Origin of the sequence: Pseudomonas sp. GD04015, from assembly GCF_029837675.1 — a bacterium.
GTDB lineage: Bacteria > Pseudomonadota > Gammaproteobacteria > Pseudomonadales > Pseudomonadaceae > Aquipseudomonas > Aquipseudomonas paralcaligenes.
In genome coordinates, this window is record NZ_JAOEEE010000003.1 from 223,325 (window position 1) to 244,354 (window position 21,030).

General features: G+C 67.4%; 21 protein-coding genes. 4 read left to right on the plus strand and 17 right to left on the minus strand.

The window, feature by feature from the left end:
- Positions 1 to 11: 11 nt before the first annotated feature.
- From N7640_RS04030 to N7640_RS04060, 7 genes are all read right to left on the minus strand, one after another.
- On the minus strand, positions 12 to 350 hold the full coding sequence (locus tag N7640_RS04030; protein WP_279903735.1) for a DUF3325 domain-containing protein: 339 nt from the start codon (positions 348 to 350) through the stop codon (positions 12 to 14).
- Positions 350 to 1,924: a PepSY-associated TM helix domain-containing protein gene (locus N7640_RS04035; RefSeq protein WP_279903737.1), complete on the minus strand. Its 1,575-nt coding sequence runs from the start codon at positions 1,922 to 1,924 to the stop codon at positions 350 to 352. Before N7640_RS04035 ends, N7640_RS04030 begins: the two co-directional genes overlap by 1 nt.
- Positions 1,921 to 2,226, minus strand: coding sequence for an iron transporter (locus tag N7640_RS04040; protein ID WP_220813033.1), 306 nt, complete (start codon positions 2,224 to 2,226; stop codon positions 1,921 to 1,923). The genes N7640_RS04035 and N7640_RS04040 overlap by 4 nt, the downstream gene beginning before the upstream one ends.
- Positions 2,223 to 3,185 carry an alpha/beta hydrolase-fold protein gene (locus tag N7640_RS04045; protein WP_279903739.1) on the minus strand — a complete coding sequence of 321 codons (963 nt, stop codon included), beginning with the start codon at positions 3,183 to 3,185 and terminating at the stop codon, positions 2,223 to 2,225. Before N7640_RS04045 ends, N7640_RS04040 begins: the two co-directional genes overlap by 4 nt.
- Before the next feature lie 68 nt (positions 3,186 to 3,253).
- The gene (locus N7640_RS04050; protein WP_279903741.1) at positions 3,254 to 5,509 is read right to left on the minus strand and encodes a FepA family TonB-dependent siderophore receptor; all 2,256 of its coding nucleotides are present in this window, start codon (positions 5,507 to 5,509) and stop codon (positions 3,254 to 3,256) included.
- Positions 5,510 to 5,640: 131 nt separating this feature from the next.
- A complete protein-coding gene (locus N7640_RS04055) occupies positions 5,641 to 6,912 on the minus strand; it encodes a sensor histidine kinase (RefSeq protein WP_279903842.1) in 1,272 nt (423 codons plus the stop codon).
- 61 nt (positions 6,913 to 6,973) lie between these two features.
- Entirely contained in the window at positions 6,974 to 7,672 is a 699-nt protein-coding gene (locus N7640_RS04060; protein ID WP_279903742.1) for a response regulator transcription factor, read from the minus strand.
- Positions 7,673 to 7,787: 115 nt separating this feature from the next.
- Here N7640_RS04060 and N7640_RS04065 point away from each other — a divergent pair, with 115 nt between their 5' ends.
- Genes N7640_RS04065 through N7640_RS04080 form a run of 4 tightly spaced genes read left to right on the plus strand, consistent with a single transcriptional unit; the run spans position 7,788 to position 12,414 of the window.
- Positions 7,788 to 10,541: a response regulator gene (locus N7640_RS04065; protein ID WP_279903743.1), complete on the plus strand. Its 2,754-nt coding sequence runs from the start codon at positions 7,788 to 7,790 to the stop codon at positions 10,539 to 10,541.
- 10 nt (positions 10,542 to 10,551) lie between these two features.
- Entirely contained in the window at positions 10,552 to 11,547 is a 996-nt protein-coding gene (locus tag N7640_RS04070; RefSeq protein WP_279903745.1) for a 2-hydroxyacid dehydrogenase, read from the plus strand.
- A gap of 28 nt (positions 11,548 to 11,575) precedes the next feature.
- Positions 11,576 to 12,013, plus strand: coding sequence for a hypothetical protein (locus N7640_RS04075; protein ID WP_279903747.1), 438 nt, complete (start codon positions 11,576 to 11,578; stop codon positions 12,011 to 12,013).
- Positions 12,010 to 12,414: an META domain-containing protein gene (locus tag N7640_RS04080; RefSeq protein WP_279903749.1), complete on the plus strand. Its 405-nt coding sequence runs from the start codon at positions 12,010 to 12,012 to the stop codon at positions 12,412 to 12,414. Before N7640_RS04075 ends, N7640_RS04080 begins: the two co-directional genes overlap by 4 nt.
- Positions 12,415 to 12,518: 104 nt before the next feature.
- Here the strand turns inward: N7640_RS04080 and N7640_RS04085 are convergent, their stop codons facing one another.
- The 10 genes from N7640_RS04085 to lepA all read right to left on the minus strand — a co-directional run bounded on the left by N7640_RS04085 (position 12,519) and on the right by lepA (position 20,856).
- Positions 12,519 to 12,797: a SelT/SelW/SelH family protein gene (locus N7640_RS04085; protein WP_279903750.1), complete on the minus strand. Its 279-nt coding sequence runs from the start codon at positions 12,795 to 12,797 to the stop codon at positions 12,519 to 12,521.
- 49 nt (positions 12,798 to 12,846) lie between these two features.
- A complete protein-coding gene (locus N7640_RS04090; protein WP_220813042.1) occupies positions 12,847 to 14,067 on the minus strand; it encodes a hypothetical protein in 1,221 nt (406 codons plus the stop codon).
- Between the two features lie 58 nt (positions 14,068 to 14,125).
- Entirely contained in the window at positions 14,126 to 14,575 is a 450-nt protein-coding gene (locus tag N7640_RS04095) for a YcgN family cysteine cluster protein (protein WP_279903751.1), read from the minus strand.
- 97 nt (positions 14,576 to 14,672) lie between these two features.
- Entirely contained in the window at positions 14,673 to 15,419 is a 747-nt protein-coding gene (pdxJ, locus tag N7640_RS04100) for a pyridoxine 5'-phosphate synthase (protein ID WP_279903752.1), read from the minus strand.
- Positions 15,412 to 16,110, minus strand: coding sequence for a DNA repair protein RecO (gene recO, locus N7640_RS04105; protein ID WP_279903753.1), 699 nt, complete (start codon positions 16,108 to 16,110; stop codon positions 15,412 to 15,414). The genes pdxJ and recO overlap by 8 nt, the downstream gene beginning before the upstream one ends.
- 25 nt (positions 16,111 to 16,135) lie before the next feature.
- Positions 16,136 to 17,038 carry a GTPase Era gene (gene era / locus N7640_RS04110; protein ID WP_220813046.1) on the minus strand — a complete coding sequence of 301 codons (903 nt, stop codon included), beginning with the start codon at positions 17,036 to 17,038 and terminating at the stop codon, positions 16,136 to 16,138.
- Entirely contained in the window at positions 17,031 to 17,720 is a 690-nt protein-coding gene (rnc, locus tag N7640_RS04115) for a ribonuclease III (RefSeq protein ID WP_279903754.1), read from the minus strand. The genes era and rnc overlap by 8 nt, the downstream gene beginning before the upstream one ends.
- Positions 17,717 to 18,094, minus strand: a complete 378-nt coding sequence (locus tag N7640_RS04120) for a DUF4845 domain-containing protein (RefSeq protein ID WP_279903755.1) — start codon at positions 18,092 to 18,094, stop codon at positions 17,717 to 17,719. The genes rnc and N7640_RS04120 overlap by 4 nt, the downstream gene beginning before the upstream one ends.
- A gap of 87 nt (positions 18,095 to 18,181) precedes the next feature.
- Positions 18,182 to 19,033: a signal peptidase I gene (lepB, locus tag N7640_RS04125; protein ID WP_279903756.1), complete on the minus strand. Its 852-nt coding sequence runs from the start codon at positions 19,031 to 19,033 to the stop codon at positions 18,182 to 18,184.
- Between the two features lie 5 nt (positions 19,034 to 19,038).
- Positions 19,039 to 20,856, minus strand: coding sequence for a translation elongation factor 4 (lepA, locus tag N7640_RS04130; protein ID WP_279903757.1), 1,818 nt, complete (start codon positions 20,854 to 20,856; stop codon positions 19,039 to 19,041).
- Between the last annotated feature and the right edge of the window lie 174 nt (positions 20,857 to 21,030).

A 21,030-nucleotide genomic window follows, 5' to 3' on the forward strand; every position in this document is an offset into this window, starting at 1 on the left:
GCGTGGGGCGGCTAGCCCGCCAGCAGCCAGCCGACGCCCCAGGCCAGCGCGCCAGCCGGCACCAGCCAGGCGCTCAGGCGCGGCGCATACGGCAGCAGCATGACCAGGGCGAAGCCGGCCAGGGAGATCTGCCCGAACCAGCCCACCGGCCCCATCGCCCAGCCCCAGCTCGCCACGCAGGCGGCGAAGCTCAGCGCCAGCGCCAGCCAGCCGAACGCCCGCAGCAGCCTGCGCCGCGCGATGCCCGGCACCTTCCCCCAGACCTGCTTGTAGTGGCGCTCCAGCCCCTGGCACAGGGCGACCATGCCGCCATAGGCCAGCAGGGTGCCGCCGAAGAATGCGCTGAGCATCAGACCACCTCCGCGGTACGTGGCGCGCGGCGCGGCGCCTTCTCGGTCGCCGGCCGGCTGACGTGCCAACAGGTCCAGGCCATGGCCGCGCCGATCGCCACGCTGGTCAGTTCCAGCAGCAGGCGGGTGCCGCCCTCGCCGCCGGTCGCCAGGCCCAGCAGCGGCAGGCCGATGCACAGCGCGGCGCCCAGCCCCAGTTGCTCGCGCCAGGCGGCCATGTACGGACGCAGGCAGGCGTGGACGAGGGTGAGCAGCCAGATGCCGAAGAACGCCTGCACCTCCCAGCCCGCGCGCTCGGCCAGCTCGACCGGCAGCAGGCGGTTGGCCCAGAGCATGCCCACGCAGGCGATGCCCAGGCCCGCCACCACGGCGACGTTCAGGCGCTCGGCCACCGCGTACACCCGTGCGGCGATGGCGCCTTCGGCATCCGGCCGGCGGCGGCGCTTGACGGTGAACAGCACCAGCCCGGTGGCGATCATGCCGCTGCTGACCAGCCCGCAGATGAAGTAGAGCCAGCGCATCGGGTAGCCGCCGAACTGGGCGAAGTGCAGGCCCGCCATCACCCGCTGGGTGAGCTGCACCGGACGGCTCTCGTTGGGCTGGCGCAGCACCTTGCCGGTCACGCCATCGAACTGCATGCTCTGGCCCTTGGTCAGCTCGATGCGGTTGCCCAGCACCGGGCGCGCCTCGATGCGCGCGTCGGCGCGCCCCGGATTGCGGATCGACAACCCGGCCACCGGCCCCATGGCCCGCTCGGCCTCGGCCAGCAGCGGGCCCAGGTCGGTCAGCGCCACCCGCTCGACGGCGACGGCACGCTCGCCACGTCCTTCGCCGCCGCGCCCCTGCCCCTGCGGTCTGCGTGCCTCGCGCTGCTCGCCACCCTGCGGACCACGGCCGAAGGCCGCCTGTATGTCGCCGTCGAACAACGCATCCACCGCCGCCGGCATGTAGATGAGGTAGAAGATCACCAGGCCGGTGTAGGTGATCATCAGGTGGAACGGCAGCAGCAGCACGCCGCTGGCGTTGTGCGCGTCCAGCCAGGAGCGCTGCCCCTTGGCCGGGCGGAAGGTGAAGAACTCCTTGAAGAACTTCTTGTGGATGACGATGCCGCTGACCAGCGCCACCAGCATCGCCGCCGCGGCCAGGCCGACCAGCCAGATGCCCAGGGTGCGCGGCATGTTGAGGGTGAAGTGGAAGCGGAAGAAGAAGCCGCCGCCCGCCGTCTCGCGCACGTCGAGGCGCTCTCCCGTTTGCGGGTCGAGCGACTCGCCGCCGCTCCGGCGCTGTTCGCCGGCGGAGACGCCGAGGCCCGGCGAACGCTCGGTGGGCAGGCCGATGTTCCAGGCCTCGGCATCCGGGTGCTTGGCCTGCAGGTAGGCCAGGGCACGCTGCGCGGCCTCCAGCTGGCCGACGTCATGGGCCGGAATCTCCGGGCGCATCCACTCGTCGATCTCCTTGTCGAACACGGCCAGCGTGCCGGTGAGGAAGATGGCGAACAGCAGCCAGCCGAAGATCAGGCCGCCCCAGGTGTGCAGCCAGGACAGGGATTGGGTGATGGTCTGCGGCTTCTTCATGCCAGCGCCCTCATCAGTTGTGGCCAGAAGCCGATCACCGCCAGCGGCACCGCCAGCGCCACGCCATACCAGGCCTGGGTCGCGTTGCGGCAGCAGAAGGACCAGAGGATCGCCAGCGGGTAGATGACGAAGGCCGGCAGGGTCGCGACGATCAGCGCGTCGTTCGGCGCCAGCGGCAGCAGCCGGGCCAGCGCCGCGGTGAAGGCATAGGTGAAGGCGTAGCCACCGAGCACGGCGGCCAGGGTTCGGGACAGCACCGGCAGCCAGGGCGTCGCCTGCCGCTCGATCTTGCTCTTGCTCATCGACTGGTTTCCTCGATCGAGGTCATCTCATCGTCCGCGCCCGCGGCCAGGCGCAGGGCCGGCAGCAGCGAGGCCTTCAGCATCGGGCCATGGCCGAGGCCAGGGAATTCGCGGTAGCCGACCGTCAGCCCGGGCACGGCAGCCAGCCGCCGCGCCATCTGCACCGCGGCATCCGGCGGCACCGAGGCGGCGGCCGCCCGGCGCGCCTTGGCCACCGCGTCGTCGGCAGCCGGTGCGGGACGGGGCTCGCCACCGACACCGCGGAGGATCAGCAGACGCAGACCGGCTCCGCTCGCGGCGCGACGTTTCTCTTCTTCCAGCAGAAAGCCCTGCTGCCACCACAGCGATGGCTCGGCGGCGATGTAGGTTTGGAACAGTCCGGGCCGGGTGAACAGGGTGTGCATCACGAACAGGCCGCCGTAGGAATGCCCCCAGATCGACTGGCGGTTGGCGTCGATCGCCGCCCGCGCCTCGACCTGCGGGCGGATGCGCTGCTCCAGAAGGTCGAGGAAGCGATCCGCGCCGCCGCCCTCGCGGTTGCGCGCCAGGTCGTCGATCACCGGCGCGACGCCCGGCAGCGGTGGCGTGTAGTCGTAGGCCCGTGACACCACGTCGAAGCGCCGGCCGCTGTCGTAGCCGACATGCACCATCACCGGCGGGTCGAGCGCATCCAGCTCACGCAGCCAGTCCTCCTGCAGGGCCTCCAGACTGGCATTGCCGTCGAGCAGGTAGATGACCGGATGGCCGGCCGCGCGCGCCTCGCGCTTCGGCAACGCCAGCCAGACCCGGTAGGCGCGCCGGCCATCGTCGGAAACCACCCGCAGGGACTCGAAACGGTAATAGGCCGAACCGCTCTCAGCCAGGCCGAGCCCGGCCGCCGCGTCGAAGTCGGGTCGCGCCGACACGGACGGAGCGGCCAGCAACAGGGCCAGCAGGGAGCAATACAGTAGTCGTCGCATGGACAGGTACTCCAAAAGCACAAAGGCCACTGCCCGGCGAGCCGGGCAGTGGCTTGCTACACCCGCGATCAGAACGAAGTGGTGACCGAGGCGTAGAAGGCCCGGCCCGGTTCGTTGTAGGTCGCCGCGCCCTGGGCGGTGCCCGAGTCTTCGCGGTACAGGCGCTTGTCCAGCAGGTTGCTGACCCCCAGGTTCACCCGCAGGTTGCGGTTGAACTCGTAGTCGGCGCTCAGGCCGTACAGCTCGTAGGAGCCGCGCGTCTTCAGCGCTTCGCCGGTCTGCTCGGTGTTGCTGGCCATGTTCATGGTCCTGGGCTCCTGCTCGCCGTAGAAGGTGGCGGTCAGCATCAGCGACAGCTTGTCGTTGACGGCGTAGTCCAGGGTCGAGTTGATGGTGTACTCGGGGATCACCGACAGCGGCTGTCCGGTGGACTCGCTGTGGTTCCTCTGCATGTAGGTGAAGTTGTTGCTCAGCTTGAGCACATCGCCATGCTCGCCCAGCAGCGGGATGTCCAGGTTGCCTTCCCAGCCACGGACGACCGCCTTGCCGGAGTTGACCCACTGGAAGGCCCGGTAGCCGTTGACCACCGGCGGGATGTCCTGGTCGCCCATGTCGGCGATGATCTTGTTCTTGTAGTCGTTGTGGAAGTAGGTCAGGCCAGCCGACCATCCCTCATGCACCCAAGCCAGGCCCAGTTCCTTGTTGATGCTGGTTTCCGGGTCCAGGTTGGCATTGCCGAAGATGTTGCACGGCCCGCTGATGCGGCTGCCATCCACCACCGGGCAACCATTGCCGCGGGTGGTGTACATGTAGTTGGGGTTGGACTGGTACAGGTTGGGCGCCTTGAACGCCCGCGCCACGCCGCCCTTGAGGGTCAGCTCGTTGGTCAGCTTGTAGGAGGCGTTGAGGCTGGGGCTCCAGTTGACGCCGAACTTGTCGTGGTCGTCCACCCGCACGCCGGGAGTGAGGATCAGGTTCTGGCCGATCTCGATGTTGTCTTCGACGAACAGTGCGCGGGTGTCGGTGCTGCTGACCGGGGACGCATCACCGCTGATGTTGGCGCCGCTGCGGGTCGAGTAGGAGTCGTTCAGGCGCTGGTCGCGGTATTCGCCGCCGACGGTCAGCACCTGGTAGAAACCGCCCAGGGTCATAGGCAGGTTGTACTCGCCGCTGGCGATGTAGCTGTCCAGCTGGGAGGTGGAACGGCTGGCGCCGCTGCCGATCGAGCCTTCGCCGCCGCCGGCCAGGCCCTCGTTGAGGCGCGAGTTGGTGGTGCCCTCGTAGGACAGGGTCATGCGCGAGCTGGCGCCGTTCTCGTAGTTGCCCCGGTGCGTGATGGCGCCGGTGCGGCGGTACATGGTGTTGGTTTCGGCACCGTCGGCGGCCAGTTCGGCCATGGCCTCGCCACTGCTGGTGAACAGGCGGTCGCCGGCGTAGATGTTGCCCTGGCGGCTGAAGCCGCCTTCCAGCTCGACCACATGCTCGTCGTTCAGGTCCCAGCGCAGCAGGCCGTTGATGTCCTTGTTGCGCACGCCCTCGCGGCCGGCCGGCGGAATGGCGGTGGTGGTGGCGTCGATACCCGAGGCTCCGGCATTCAGGCTCGGCTCGTCGCCATCGGTACGGTTGACGTTGCCATAGAGGCGGAACGACAGGCTGTCGACCAGCGGGCCGGCCAGGTTGAAGCCGATACGGCGGGTATCGCCCTCCTCGCTGTGCTCCGGCACGTTGACGTAGGCGGTCATCGAGCCGGTCAGTTTCTCGGTCGGCGCCTTGGTGATGATGTTCACCACGCCACCGGCGGCGCCGGAGCCGTAGCGGGCCGCGGCCGGACCACGCAGCACTTCGATGCGCTCGACGGCCTCGGCCGGCACCCAGTTGCTGTCGCCACGGGTGTTGCGCTCGCCGCTGCGGCCCATGCGCACCGAGTCACGCGAGCTGACCGGCTTGCCGTCGATGAGGATCAGGGTGTTTTCCGGGCCCATGCCGCGCAGGTCGATCTGGCGGTTGTTGCCGTAGGCGCCCGACGAGCTGTTGCCGGTCAGGTTGACGCCGGGCATGCGGCGGATGATGTCCGACAGGTCGTTCACCGGCGGACGCTTCTTCAGGTCCTCCTCGGTGATCACCGATACGCCCGGAGCCTGCTTCAGCTCCTGCTCGGCGGTGCCCAGCACGCGGGTCTCACCCAGTTGCAGGGCCTCGTCGCCGGCGGCCGCGGCGGCGGCTTCCCCGGTGCTGAGTTCGAGGGTTTCGGCCAGCAGCGTGGCCGGCATGGAAGCCGCCAGCAGGGCGAGGGTCAGGTAGCTGAGCTTGAATCGGGATTGCATCGCATCTCTCCTTAAGCGTGAAAATTGGCAACTTTTCTAAGGGCGAGCGCGAAGTGATGTTTCGCCCTCCGGTCTGCGCCGGGCGGGCAAATGATAGTAATTCCTAATTGTTAATAAAGAGCATTTACAAACTATACACTTTGCAGACGCAGATTCAGGCGTAGCCCCTCGCGGCCGTTGTCCGCCCACACCTCGCCGCCCTGCATGCGCACCGCGCCCCGGGCGATGGCCAGGCCCAGGCCGAAGCCGTCGCCACCCGGCCGGGAGGCGTTCAACCGGGTGAAGGGGCGGAAGATCTCTTCCAGCTGGTTCGGCGCCACGCCACCACCCTGGTCCTCGATGTACAGGCGCCAGAAATCCCCTTCCCGCACGCCACCGAAGCGGATCACGCCGCCTTCGGGCGAATGGCGGATGGCATTGCGCAGAATGTTCTCCAGCGCCTGCGCCAGGCCGTTGAGGTGGCCGCGCACCCGGCAGGGCTCGGGCAGCTCGCAGATCAGCCGCTCGGCCGCCCAGCCGCTCTCGAAGCGGGCGTTCTCGCCGAGCACGTTCCACAGGGCGCGCACGTCCACATCCTCGAGCGCCAGCCGTGGCCGCTCGGTGTCCAGCCAGACCAGCTCCAGCGTGTCGTCGACCAGCCGCTGCATGCAATCAACCTCGCGCTCCAGCCGCTCGCGCAGCATGTCCAGGTCGCCGGCGCACTCGCCGGCCACGCGCAGGCGCGCCAGCGGCGTGCGCAGCTCGTGGGACAGGTCGCGCAGCAACTGGCGCTGGTAGCCCACCGTATGCTCCAGGCGTTCCGCCATGTGGTCGAAGGCCCGTCCCAGCTCGCCGAGCTCGTCGCGCCGCCCCGCCACCGAGGTGCCGGAGCGCGCCGTCAGGTCGCCCAGGCTGAGGGCATTGGCCTGGCGCTGCAGGGTCACCAGCGGGAAGATCAGCAGACGGTAGAGCATCACCCCAAGCAGGATCGCCAGGCAGGCCGGCAGCACCCGTTGCAGCAGCACCAGCCACAGCTCGCGGTGCTTGCGCGGGTCGAGTCGCCGGGGCAGCTCCATCACCAGGCTGGTGGCCTGGTCGCTGAACGGGATGTAGACGGTCGGCCAGCCCGTCGGCCGGCCCATGGACCAGTCGAGCTGGCGCATGAAGTTCAGCCGCTGGCGTTCCTCCTCCTGCAGTGGCTCCGACGACAGGGAATGACGCTCGTCGTCCACCACCACCGCCCAGATCCGCTCGCGCCCACGCAACTCGCGCAGGAACTGGTCGACCCCGGCCGTGCCGCGCTCCGTCCAGGCCGCCTCGGCCTGGCGCGCGTAGTCGCGCAGCACGGCCCGGGTCGGCTCGGGCAGGCGCGAGGTCATGTCGTTGATCCGCTGCTCCAGGTCGGCCAACAGGCTGAGCAGCATCAGGCAGAACAGCGCGAGTACCCCGGCGAGCTTCCAGAGCAGCGAATGCCGGGAGAACACCTCAGCCTTCCTCGCCGCTGAACAGATAGCCCCGGCCCCAGACCGTCTCCAGGCGGCCGGCCAGGTAGCCGATGCTCTGTAGCTTGCGACGGATATGGCTCACGTGCATGTCCAGCACCCGGTCGTGGGCCGAGTAGGGGCGATGCAGCACCTGCTGGTAGAGGAAGGCCTTGCTCTGCACCTCGCCGGGATGACGGGCGAGCAGTTCCAGCAGGCGGAACTCGGTGGTGGTCAGCTGCGCCCAGCGCCCTTCGTGACAGACATCGCTGCGCTGTTCGTCGAAGCGCAGCGCGCCGGGCGCGGCGGGCTCGTGCTGGCGGCGCTCGTAGGCCACCCGGCGCAGGATGGCGGCGATGCGCACCTCCAGCTCGGCCATGGCGAACGGCTTGGGCAGATAATCGTCGGCGCCCTGACTGAAACCGGCGATGCGGTCCTGCTCGGCGCCCAGGGCCGACATCAGGATCACCGGCACGCCCCTCTTCTGGCGCAGTTCGGCCAGGGCATCCAGGCCGTTGCGGCCGGGCAGCAGGATATCCATCAGCACCAGATCGAAGGTTTCGGAACAGGCCAGCGCCAGGCCAGCTTCTCCGTCACCCTGCAGGGTCACCCTGAAACCACGTCGTCCCAGATGCTCCTGCAGGTGCGAGGCCAGCACCGGATCGTCCTCGATGGCGAGAATGCGGGCGGAAGTGGCAGGCATGCGGAACACTCTCAAATGAGAATAAATATCGACATTCTGCCAAAAACCCATGCAGATTCCCACCCGCCGAGTCGCTAAACTGCCTCGTGAACTTCCCATTCCGCTGGAGAACGTCGTGCTCAAGGACCTCGGCATCAAGGGTCGCGTGCTGCTGCTCACCCTGCTGCCCACCAGCCTGCTGGCGCTGGTGCTGGGCGGCTACTTCACCTGGATGCAGCTGGCCGACCTGCGCAACCAGTTGCTGCAGCGCGGCGAGCTGGTGGTGCAGCACCTGGCGCCGCTGGCCGCGCCGGCGCTGGCCGGCAGCGACGGCAAGCAGCTGAAGCGGCTGGCCGAGGAGGCGCTGAACCAGCAGGACGTGCGCGCCGTCGGCTTCCTCTCGGCGGACCGGCAGCGCCTGGCCCATGCGGGGCCGGAAATGCTCAACCCGGCGCCGCAGACCACGGTGGAGCCGATGGCCACCAGCAGCGGCGAGGATGCCACCCGCTTCCTGATGCCGGTGTTCGGCCGCCACCAGCGCTCCGCGCCGTCCTCCGAGCCGGCCAGCACCGACCGCCTGCTGGGCTGGGTCGAACTGGAACTGTCGCACCATCGCACGCTGCTGCAGGGTTACCGCAGCCTGTTCGCCAGCCTGCTGCTGATCGCCGCCGGGCTGGCGGTCACCGCCCTGCTCGCCCTGCGCATGAGCAGAACCATCAACGACCCGCTGCGGATCATCAAGCTGGGCGTCGACCGACTCAGGAAAGGGCAGCTGGAAACCCGCCTGCCGCCCCTGGGCAGCCATGAGATGGACGAGCTGGCGGCCGGCATCAACAGCATGGCCGAGGCCCTGCAGAACGCTCAGGAAGAGCTGCAGCACAGCATCGACCAGGCCACCGAGGACGTGCGCCAGAACCTGGAAACCATCGAGATCCAGAACATCGAGCTGGACCTGGCGCGCAAGGAGGCCCTGGAGGCCAGCCGCATCAAGTCCGAGTTCCTGGCCAACATGAGCCACGAGATCCGCACCCCGCTCAACGGCATCCTCGGCTTCACCGGCCTGCTCCAGAAGAGCGACCTCACCCCGCGCCAGCAGGACTACCTGGGCACCATCGGCAAGTCCGCCGAGAGCCTGCTGGGGATCATCAACGAGGTGCTCGACTTCTCCAAGATCGAGGCCGGCAAGCTGGTGCTGGAGAACATCCCCTTCAATCTGCGCGACCTGGTCCAGGACTGCCTGACCATCCTCGCCCCGTCAGCCCACGAGAAGCAGCTCGAACTGGTCAGCCTGATCTACCGCGACACCCCGCTCGCCCTGCAGGGCGATCCGCTGCGCCTGAAGCAGGTGCTGACCAACCTGGTCAGCAACGCGATCAAGTTCACCCGCGAGGGCACCATCGCCGTGCGCGCCATGGTCGAGGACGAGAGCGACGAGCGCGCTCAGCTGCGCATCAGCGTGCAGGACACCGGCGTGGGCCTGTCCGACGACGACCAGCGCGCGCTGTTCCAGGCCTTCAGCCAGGCCGACAACTCGCTGAGCCGCCAGGCCGGCGGCACCGGACTCGGGCTGGTCATCTCCAAGCGCCTGATCGAGCAGATGGGTGGCGAGATCGGCGTCGACAGCAGCCCGGACGCCGGCTCGGAGTTCTGGATCAGCCTGACCCTGCCGAAGGCCCGCGACGATGCCGACGACCTGCCCCGGGCACCGCTGCAGGGGCGCCGCGTGGCCCTGCTGGAAGGCCACGAATTGACCCGCCAGGCCCTGCGCCACCAGTTGGAGGACTGCAACCTGAAGGTGCTGGAATTCGACAGCCTCGACCGGCTGCTGGCGCAGGTCGCCACGCAGCGCGAGGCCGGCCAGCCGATCGACCTGGCGGTGCTCGGCGTCAACGTGCAGGAGTTTCCGCCGCCGTCGCTCGGCCACCACCTGTGGGAACTCGGCCGCCTCGGTTGCAAACCCCTGGTGCTCTGCCCCACCACCGAGCAGTCGCTCTACCACGAGGCGCTGCCGGACAGTCACGTGCAACTGCAGGCCAAGCCCGCCTGCACGCGCAAGCTGCTGCGCGCGCTGAGCGAGCTGGTCAGCCCGCGCCCGCTCAAGGCCGAGGAACCCGCCCCGCTGGCCAGCCGCCCGCCGCGCCTGCTCTGCGTCGACGACAATCCGGCCAACCTACTGCTGGTGCGGACCCTGCTCGAGGACATGGGTGCCGAAGTGGTCGCCGTGGACAGTGGCCAGGCGGCCGTCGAGGCGGTGCGGGAGCAGGCGCTCGACCTGGTCTTCATGGACGTGCAGATGCCGGGCATGGACGGCCGCCAGGCCACCGAGGCGATCCGCCAGTGGGAGCAAGAACACGAGCGCAGCCCGCTGCCGATCATCGCCCTCACCGCCCACGCCCTGGCCAACGAGAAGCGCGCCCTGCTACAGGGCGGCATGGACGACTATCTGACCAAGCCGATCAACGAGCGGCAGCTGGCCCAGGTGGTGCTCAAGTGGACCGGTCTGGCCATGCGCAACCAGCTGCAGCCCGCCACGCCGCCGCCCCCGGCTGCCGGCGAGGCACTGCACGTGCTCGATCCCGAGGAAGGGCTGCGCCTGGCCGCCGGCAAGGCCGACCTGGCCAGCGACATGCTGAGCATGCTGCTGGCTGGCCTGCCCGCCGATCGCCAGGCCATTCGCCAGGCGCGCCAGATCGGCGAACGCAATGTGCTGATCGAGCGGGTGCACCGGCTGCATGGCGCCACCCGCTATTGCGGGGTGCCGCAGCTGCGCGCCGCCTGCCAGCGCAGCGAGACCCTGCTCAAGCAGGACGATCCCGCGGCCCAGGCCGCGCTCGACGAGTTGGATGCCGCCATCGTCCGCCTCGCCCAGGCGGCGACGGTCGGCGCCTGAGAGAACGCCCATGCGCATCGTCCTGTTCAGCAGCAAGCCCTACGACCGCGCCAGCTTCGAGGCCGTCAGCCTGCCCGTCGGCTGGCAGTTGCTGTTCCAGGACAGCCTGCTGCGCGCCGACACCGCGGCGCTCGCCGAAGGTTGCGAGGTGGTCTGCGCCTTCATCAACGACGACCTTTCCGCGCCGGTACTGGAGCACCTGGCCGCCGGCGGCACGCGCCTGATCGCGCTGCGCTCGGCCGGCTACAACCACGTCGACCTGCAGGCCGCCGAGCGCCTCGGGCTGACGGTGGTGCGGGTGCCCGCCTACTCGCCGCACGCCGTAGCCGAGCACGCAGTGGCGCTGATCCTGGCACTGAACCGGCGCATCCACCGGGCCTTCAACCGCACCCGCGAGGGTGACTTCTCGCTGCACGGGCTGACCGGCTTCGACCTCCACGGCAAGACGGTGGGAGTGATCGGCGGTGGTCAGATCGGCCTGGCCTTCGCCCGTATCATGGCCGGCTTCGGCTGCCGCCTACTGATCGCCGATCCCAGCCCCGTCACCGGGCTGGACACGCTCCCGGCCCGCCAGGCAGGACTGGACGAGCTGATCGCCGAGAGCGACGTGATCAGCCTGCACTGCCCGCTGACCGAGGCCAGCCACCACCTGATCGATGCCGCCAGGCTGGCGCGCATGAAACGCGGCGCCATGCTGATCAACACCGGGCGCGGCGCGCTGGTGGACACCCCGGCGCTGATCGAGGCGCTGAAGAGCGGCCAGCTCGGCTACCTGGGCCTGGACGTCTACGAAGAAGAAGCCGAGCTGTTCTTCGAGGACCGCTCCGACCAGCCGCTGCAGGACGACGTGCTGGCCCGCCTGCTGACTTTCCCCAATGTCATCGTCACTGCCCACCAGGCCTTCCTCACCCGCGAAGCGCTGGCCGCCATCGCCACCACCACCCTGGACAACATCGCCGCCTGGGCCGCCGGCGCGCCGGTCAACCGGGTGACACACATGGCGTGATAGCATCACCGGGCTTTCCGGAGGCCCCATGACCACCCACGATTTCCGCTACACCCTGCTCGACCCGCAGCACACCCTGACCGAATGCCGCGCCCTGGCGCCGGGCCGCTACCAGGTGACCGGCAACGGCGGCGCGATCCAGCCCGGCGACACCCTGCTGGTGACCCTCAAGGGCAGCCAGGACCTGTCCATGAGCCTGGCCGTGGAAAAGGTCCGCCACCTGATCAACCCGCCCGGCCAGTGGCTGGCGGTCGCCAGCGGCCCGGTGTTCCGCGAACTGGCGATCCACAACTGGCAGGTGGACTGCGACGGCTGCGGCAAGCGTATCGACCTGGAGTTCGCCGTCGACGCCTCGCTCGGCGCCAAGGCCCAGTCGGCCGCCGCCGAGCAGCGCCTGGCCGAACTCGGCTGGGCCGGTCGCGACAGCCGGCACTTCTGCCCGGCCTGCGCGGAGAAAACCGCATGAAGCCCGTACTGGCTGCCAGCCTGTTCGCCGTGGCCCTGACCGGTTGCGCGAGCGATCCGGTGCAACTGGAGAGCGACAAGACCTACCGGGTCGAATGGATCGGCGAACGCCCGCTGATCGACCGCAGCCATCTCACCATCACCCTGGGCGAGGATGGCCGCGCCTACGGCAGCGCCGGCTGCAACCACTGGTTCGCCAGCTACACCCGCGACGGCGATGCGCTGTCCTTCGGCCAGCCCGGCGCCACGCGCAAGCTGTGCGCCCCGGCGCTGATGGAGCAGGAGCAGCGCTTCCTCGCGGCGCTGGGCGAAGTGAAACGCTGGGACGTCTCCGCCATCGGCCAGCTGCGGCTCTGGCCGAGCGAGGGCATGGCCATCCGGCTATGGCCGGAGGAAGGCTAGCGCCACGCAACGTCTTTGCTGCGCACGGCGCACCCTACTGCGGCCTGAAAAGGTAGGGTGCGCCGCGCGCACCGAATACCGGCCAACAATGACGCGGGCAACGACTATCGGTCGACGTGCCCCAGGTCGCGCCCCGGCTCGATCAGGTCGCGCAGGCGCTGCTTGAGCACCTTGGCCTCGGGGAAGCCGCCGTCGGCCTTGCGCTCCCATAGCTGGACGCCGTCGCAGGTGATCAGAAAGACACCGCCGGTACCCGGCTTCAGGGCGACCATCCCCAGTTCGTCGGAGAAGGTCGACAGCAGCTCCTGCGCCAGCCACGCCGCCCGCAGCATCCACTGGCACTGGGTGCAGTAGGTGATGGTCACCTCGGGCTTGGCGGACATGGCGGCACTCCTCTCACGGATCGGACACTGATGATACGCGGGGCGGCCATCAGCGCAGCAGCTTGGTCTCCAGCACCGCCGAGCCGCGGCCCATCACGTTCTCGCTGATCTCGATGAAATCCTTGGTGCTGGCCTTGTCCAGGCGCATCAGGCCGCGGGTGACATCGTCCAGCGAGCGCTGGTTGTCGGTGGCCTTGCGGATCTCGCGATCCAGCTCCTGCAGCAACAGCACCGCGCGGGCGGTGACCGGGCCGGTGGAGCTCTCGGTACGCAGGCTGTCGACCTTCTTACTCCAGTTCACCAGCTTCTTGCGAATGGCCTGATAGCGGTCCTCGCTCATGCCGCCGGCACGGCGCATCAGCTCGATCGCGTAGTACTCGGCCAGGCCCTCGCTGATCCAGTCGCTGCGGTCGGTATCGCGGATGCGGCTGAACACGTGGACCAGCTCGTGCACCAGCGAACTGGTGCCGTTCTCGCTGACCAGCGGGCGATCGGCGTGGAAGAACACCGAGTTGGGTGCCGACAGGCCGCCGCGCCACATGGGGTCGCCGGCGCCGACGATCAGCAGCTTGGCCGGGTCGCGGGGGAATACCGCCTGGGCCTCGGGCCAGATGAAGGTCAGCAGGGTGATGATGTCCATCCGGCGCATGCCCTCGCCCACCGGCGCGGCCACCGTGACATCGGTATCGCCCAGCTGGGCCCGACGGCTGCCGAGCTTGCCGGCCAGCACCCAGCCGGTGGGACGATCGAACTGACGGGACGGGTTGTCGATCCGGAAGCGGTTCTTGCCGACCCGCGGCCAGCCCGTCTCGACGCTCTTCCAGCCCTGCGGCAGTTCGAACTGCAGGCGGGCGACCAGCTCGACCTTGTCTTCCTTGTCCATGTGCGCGCTGGGCACCAGGTCGTCGCCGCGCAGCAGGGCCCAGTCCGCGGTCATCCGCGCGTCGAACTTGCCGTTGTCGCGCGGATGGTCGATACGCACCTTGTAGGTCAGGCTGCTCTTGCCCTTGGCCGGCTTCCAGACGCCGCGCTCGGCGCCACTCTGCTGCCAGGTGCCGTCGGTCTTGAAGTCGCTGTAGTAGCCCTTGTCACCCAGGTTGAAGTCGAGGCTGCGGATCACCTCGCCCTTCTCCAGGGTCAGGCTGACCTCGGCCTGGTCGCTGCCCGGCAGGAAACGCACGAGATAATCCAGATCGACGCGCTTGGCGGCCCACGACGGGGCACTCAGGCCAAACAAAATAGCGGCGAGCAGCAACGGGCGGGCGGGCATCGATGAAGGCTCCATGGGCAACGGTGAATCGGTTGGACCCACGCCGGCCTGGAATCGCTCAACCGGCGCGGAAGATCAGGTGATCCTCCCAGTCCTCTTCCGCCACGCTGTCTTCGGCGAGCATGCGGCCGGACTGGGAAATGCGCTCGTGGTGGACGGCGTCGGGATCGCCGCAGACCAGATGATGCCACAGCGGCAGGTCCTTGCCCTCGCTGACCAGGCGGTAGGCACAGGTCGGCGGCAGCCAGTGGAACTGGTCGGCCTGGGCGGGGGTGAGCTGGATGCAGTCCGGCACGTGCTGGCGGCGGTTGGCGTAGTCGCTGCAGCGGCAGGTCTGCAGGTCCAGCAGTCTGCAGGCGATACGCGTGTAGTAGACGCTGCCATCGTCCTCGTCTTCCAGCTTCTGCAGGCAGCACAGGCCGCAACCGTCGCACAGCGACTCCCACTCTTCCGGGTCGAGCCGGTCGAGTGTCTTGCGTCTCCAGAAGGGTTCGACTTTGGCAGCCATGGCGGGAGGGGCGACTGAAAAGGAGCGGCAGTCTAGCCCCTGGGACCGGTACAGCCAAGCAGGGATGACTAGCGGTCGTCCCTGCCCGGGCGGGGCATCAGCCCCGGCCGGCAGCGGCGACGATCAGCTGCTTCATCTCCGCCACCGCGCCCTTGAAGCCGACGAACAGAGCATGGGCGACGATGGCATGGCCGATGTTCAACTCGTGCACACCGGGGATGGCCGCCACCGGCTCGACGTTGTGGTAGTGCAAGCCATGACCGGCGTTGACGATCAGACCATGACCCAGTCCGCAGGCCACGCCGTCGCGGATGCGCGCCAGCTCGCGGGCGGCCTCTTCCGGGGTGTGGGCGTCGGCGTAGCGGCCGGTGTGCAGCTCGATGGCCGGCGCGCCGATGCGCCGGGAAGCCTCGATCTGCCGCTCCTCGGCGTCGATGAACAGCGACACCTCGCAGCCCAGCCGGCTCAGGCGCTGCACCGCCGCCTTGATCCGCTCCTCCTGGCCGGCCACATCCAGGCCGCCCTCGGTGGTCAGCTCCTGGCGGGTCTCGGGCACCAGGCAGATGTGCTCGGGGCGGATCTGCTCGGCGAAGTCGAGCATGAAGTCGGTGACGCCCATCTCGAAGTTCATCCGCGTCTGCAGCACCTCCTTGAGCAGGCGCACGTCGCGCTCCTGGATGTGCCGGCGATCCTCGCGCAGGTGCACGGTGATGCCGTCGGCGCCGGCTTCCTCGGCGTCCAGCGCGGCCTTGACCGGGTCCGGGTAGCGGGTGCCGCGGGCCTGGCGCAGGGTGGCGACGTGGTCGATGTTGACCCCGAGGAGGATGCGGTTGGCTTCAGTCACGGGCGGGTTCCTTGAGTGTCATGAAGAGTTCGCGGCTGACCAGCGGTCGGCCGCCCAGGTGAGGGGCCAGGGCCTGGCGCATCAGGCGCTTGGCGGCGGCCAGGGCACCGGGGGCGGACCAGTCCGCGTCGGCCATGGCCAGCAGGTCGGCGCCCTGGAACAGACCTGGCTGCAGCTGGCCCACCGGCTCCAGGCCGGCGTCCGGCTGCAGGCGGTAGAGGCCGTCGACGGCAATGGGCTGGCCGGCGATATCGATGTCCAGGGCGAAACCATAGCCCAGCTCGTCCAGCAGGCGCCATTCGAAGGCGCGCAGCAGCGGCTCCAGCGGCGGATCGACGGCCAGCGCCTGCAGGGTCAGGGCGTAGTGCTCGAACAGGGCGGGATGGGCGTCTTCGGCGGGCAGCAGGCGCAGCAGCAGCTCGTTGAGGTAGAGGCCGCTGTACAGGGTCTGGCCCTGCAGCCACACGGCGAGGCCGGAAGCTTCCAGGCGCGCCACGTTCTTCAGCTCGCCGCGTCCGCGCAGTTCCAGCTCCAGCGGGGCGAACGGCCGCGCCAGGCTGCCAGTCTTGCCGCGCGCGCCGCGCAGCACCGCACGCAGGCGCCCCCCGGGGGTGAGGAAGTCGACCAGCGCGCTGGTTTCCTTGTAGGGCCGGCTGTGCAGGACGAAGGCCGGAAGCGCGCCGCTGGGCATGGTTCAGACGGCCAGGGGAAGGGGATTAGAAGTCGGTGTAGCCGAGCGACCGCAGCGCGCGCTCGTCGTCGGACCAGCCACCCTTCACCTTGACCCAGAGGTTGAGCATCACCTTGGAATCGAACATGGTCTCCATGTCCTTGCGCGCGTCCTGACCGATGCGTTTGATGCGCTCGCCCTTGTCGCCGATGATGATCTTCTTCTGCCCGTCGCGCTCCACCAGGATCAGGCCGTGGATGTGCAGGACGCGACCTTCCTGCTTGAACTCCTCGATCTCCACGGTGATCTGGTACGGCAGCTCGGCGCCGAGCTGGCGCATGATCTTCTCGCGGATCAGCTCGGCGGCGAGGAAGCGGCTGGAACGGTCGGTGATCTGGTCTTCCGGATAGAAATGCTCGGACTCCGGCAGTCGCTCGCCGACCAGCCGTTCCAGGGTGTCCAGGTTCTGCCCATGCAGCGCGGAGATCGGCACGACCTCGGCCTGCGGCAGCTGGGTGGCCAGCCACTCCAGGTGCGGCAGCAGCTCGCTCTTGTCCTCCAGCCGGTCGGCCTTGTTCACCGCCAGCAGGATCGGGCACTGCACGTGCTGGACCTTCTCCAGCACCATCTGGTCCTCGTCGGTCCAGCGGGTGCGGTCGACCACGAACACCACCACGTCGACATCCTTCAGGGCAGTGGAGGCGCTGCGGTTCATGTAGCGGTTGAGCGCCTTGTCGTTGTGCTTGTGCAGACCGGGGGTGTCGACGTACACCGCCTGCACCTCGCCCTCGGTCTTGATCCCGAGCATGTTGTGGCGGGTGGTCTGCGGCTTGCGCGAGGTGATCGCCAGCTTCTGCCCAAGGATATGGTTGAGCAGGGTCGACTTGCCCACGTTGGGGCGGCCGACGATGGCGACATAGCCACAACGGGTCACGGGTGCGTCAGTCATGGCTGTTCTCCACGCCCAGGGCCACCAGAGCGGCAGCGGCGGCCACCTGCTCGGCGATGCGCCGGCTGGCGCCCTGCCCCTGGGTCTTGTCGGTGAGCAGCGCGACCTCGCACTGCACGAAGAAGGTGCGGCAATGCGGCTCGCCCTGGATGTCCACCACTTCGTAGCGCGGCAGCTCGGCGGCGCGGGACTGGAGGAACTCCTGCAGGCGGGTTTTGGGGTCTTTGTTGGTGTCAACCAGAGTCAGGCCGTCCAGCTCGCCCGCCAGCCAGGCCAGGACCCGCGCGCGAGCCACATCCATGCCGGCGTCCAGGTAGATCGCGCCGATAAGGGCTTCCAAGGCGTCGGCGAGGATCGACTCGCGGCGGAAGCCACCGCTCTTCAGCTCGCCCGAGCCCAACCGCAGATACTCGCCCAGCTCGAAACCACGGGCCAGCACGGCCAGGGTCTCGCCCTTGACCAGGCGCGCGCGCAGGCGCGACAGCTGGCCCTCGCGGGCCTGCGGGAAGCGCTCGAACAACGCCTCACCGGCCACGAAGTTGAGGATGGCATCGCCGAGGAATTCCAGGCGCTCGTTGTTGCGCCCGGCGAAGCTGCGGTGGGTCAGCGCCAGGAGCATCAGCTCCTGGTTCTGGAAGGTGTGGCCGAGCTGACGCTCGAGGCGGGAGAGGGGGACACTCACGGCATGCGTACGCGGAATTCTTTGTCGAAATTGGCGACCAGGTCGAGATTCTGGACCATCGGCTCACGCTTCTCGTATTTCAGATGAACCCTGAACTCATTGTTCTCGACCTTGACCTCGAGAATATCCTTCAGGTTGAGGTCGCGGATGCCGTTGACCTGCATCATCTTGCTGATATGGGCGTAGAACTCCGGTACCGAGCGGACATCGGCAGCCCGGTCGGTCTCTACGGACATGATCGCCTTCTCCATCGCCCAGTAGTCCATGTAGTGCGGGAACATCTTGAAGCCGGTACTGGCCAGGAATGCAACCACGGCCAGCACCATCAGCCAGCCCAGCATGGAAAGCCCTTTCTGCGAGCGCGCAAACGTCATGATCGACCCCGATTTATCAGTATTGTTGTGATGACTATATACAAGGAGGCGCCATTCGATTGAACAGCGCCTCGCAATTTCCATCGGTCAGCGGATCAGGCCGACCCTGGAGAAGTTTGGCAGGTTGCGCGACTTCGGATCGGGCCAGCTCATCCAGACGGCGAACGCCTTGCCGACGATATTCTGGTCGGGAACCATGCCCCACAGCTCCTTCGGAATGGCGTCATCGTTCCAGTAGCGGCTGTCGTTGGAGTCGTCGCGGTTGTCGCCCATCATGAAGTAGTGCCCTTGCGGCACCACCCACTCGTCACCGCCGCGGATATTGCGATTCAGCAGCTTGCGGATCATGTGCTCCGCTTCGCCGAGCTTTTCCTGATACACCAGGGTACGCCCCAGCGACCCAGGCTCCTCGCCGAGGAACTGTTCGGCGACCGACTGGCCGTTCACCAGCAGACGCTTGTCGGTGGTGTAGCTGATGCGGTCGCCCGGCAGGCCGACCACGCGCTTGATGTAGTTGATGCTCGGGTTGCTGGGGTAGCGGAACACCATCACGTCACCGCGCTGGGGATCGCCCACGTCGATGATCTTGGTATCGATCACCGGCAGGCGAATTCCGTAGGCGAACTTGTTGACCAGGATGAAATCCCCCACTTCCAGCGTGGGCTTCATCGAGCCGGAGGGAATCTGGAACGGCTCGAGCAGAAACGAGCGCAGCACCAGGACGATGGCCAGCACCGGGAAGAATGACTTGCCATACTCGACCAGCAGAGGTTCCTTGTTCAGGCGCTGCAGCACCTGCTCGTCCGGCGCGGCCACCTGACCTTCGTAGCTGGCGATGGCGGCCCGCCGGCGTGGCGCCAGCAACAGCAGGTCGAGCAGAGCCAGAGCACCGGATACCGCGACGGCGACCACCAGAAGCAACGGGAAGTTGAACGACATAGGTATTAACTATCCACCTTGAGTACGGCGAGGAAGGCTTCCTGCGGGATTTCCACACTGCCCACCTGTTTCATCCGCTTCTTGCCGGCCTTCTGCTTTTCCAGCAGTTTTTTCTTACGGCTGACATCGCCGCCGTAGCACTTGGCCAACACGTTCTTGCGCAACGCCTTGACCGTGGTCCGGGCGATGATCTGTCCGCCGATGGCGGCCTGGATCGCGACATCGAACATCTGCCGCGGGATCAGTTCCTTCATCTTCTCGGTCAGCACACGGCCCTTCTGGTGGGCACGGTCACGGTGCACGATCAGCGCCAGGGCATCGACCTTCTCGCCGTTGATCATCACGTCCAGACGCACCAGGTTGGCCGACTGGAAACGATCGAAGCTGTAGTCCAGCGAGGCATAGCCACGGCTCACGGACTTGAGACGGTCGAAGAAATCCAGCACCACCTCATTCATCGGCAGGTCGTAGGAAACCTGAACCTGGCTGCTGAGGAATTGCAGGTCGCGCTGTACGCCGCGCTTCTCGATGCACAGGGTGATGACGCTGCCCAGGTGCTCCTGCGGCACCAGGATGTTGGCGCGCACGATGGGCTCGCGCATGTCGAGGATGCCTGCCGGGTCCGGCAGCTTGGAAGGGTTGTCGACGCTGAGCACGTCGCCATTCTTCATTTCCACTTCGAAGACCACGGTCGGCGCGGTGGTGATCAGATCCAGATCGTATTCGCGCTCCAGGCGCTCCTGGATGATCTCCATGTGCAGCATGCCGAGGAAACCGATGCGGAAGCCGAAGCCCAGGGCGTCGGAGCTTTCCGGCTCGTACTGCAGCGCGGCGTCGTTCAGGGTCAGCTTCTGCAGGGCCTCGCGGAAGTCCTCGAAGTCGTCGGAGCTGACCGGGAACAGACCGGCGTAGACCTGCGGCTTGATGCGCTTGAAGCCTGGCAGTACCGCCACGTCCGGCGTGGTGGACAGGGTCAGGGTGTCGCCCACCGGCGCTCCGTGGATGTCCTTGATGCCGGCGATGATGAAGCCCACCTCGCCCGCCTTGAGGTCGTCGGTGGCGGTGTGTTTCGGCGTGAAGACGCCGACGCTGTCGACCTGGTGAATCTTGCCGGTCGACTTGACCAGCACCTTGTCACCCTTCTTGATCCGGCCGTGCTTGACCCGCACCAGAGAAACCACGCCCAGGTAATTGTCGAACCAGGAATCGATGATCAGCGCCTGCAGCGGCGCCTCGATCTCGCCTTCCGGCGGCGGGATCACCTTGACCAGATGCTCCAGCACATCGATCACGCCCATGCCGCTCTTGGCACTGCAGGGCACGGCGTCGCTGGCGTCGATGCCGATGATGTGCTCGATCTCGTCCTTGACTCGCTCCGGCTCGGCCTGGGGCAGGTCCATCTTGTTCAGCACCGGCATGACCTCGAGGCCCTGCTCGATGGCGGTGTAGCAGTTGGCGACCGACTGCGCCTCCACGCCCTGGCCGGCGTCCACCACCAGGATCGCACCCTCGCACGCCGCCAGGGAACGGCTCACCTCATAGGTGAAGTCCACGTGGCCGGGGGTGTCGATGAAGTTCAGCTGGTAGGTCCTGCCGTCCTGCGCCGGGTAATGCAGGGTCACGCTGTGCGCCTTGATGGTGATGCCGCGCTCGCGCTCCAGATCCATGGAATCGAGCACCTGAGCCTCCATCTCCCGGTCGGAGAGGCCGCCACAGATCTGGATGAATCGGTCGGCCAGGGTCGACTTGCCATGATCGATGTGGGCGATGATGGAGAAGTTCCGTATGTGGCTGAGATCACTGGACTTTTTAGAATCAGGCATCAAATAGAACCGCAGATATGTACACCAACTTGTACACGCATCGAAAACCGTCTCTCGGTGGTACTTGGAAAAGGATGGCGCATTCTACTGATAGGCAAGGGGCTTTTCCATTAACAGTAATTTGTTTATTATGTATTCCTGTATTTACATCTATACACAACCACAGTAATCCAG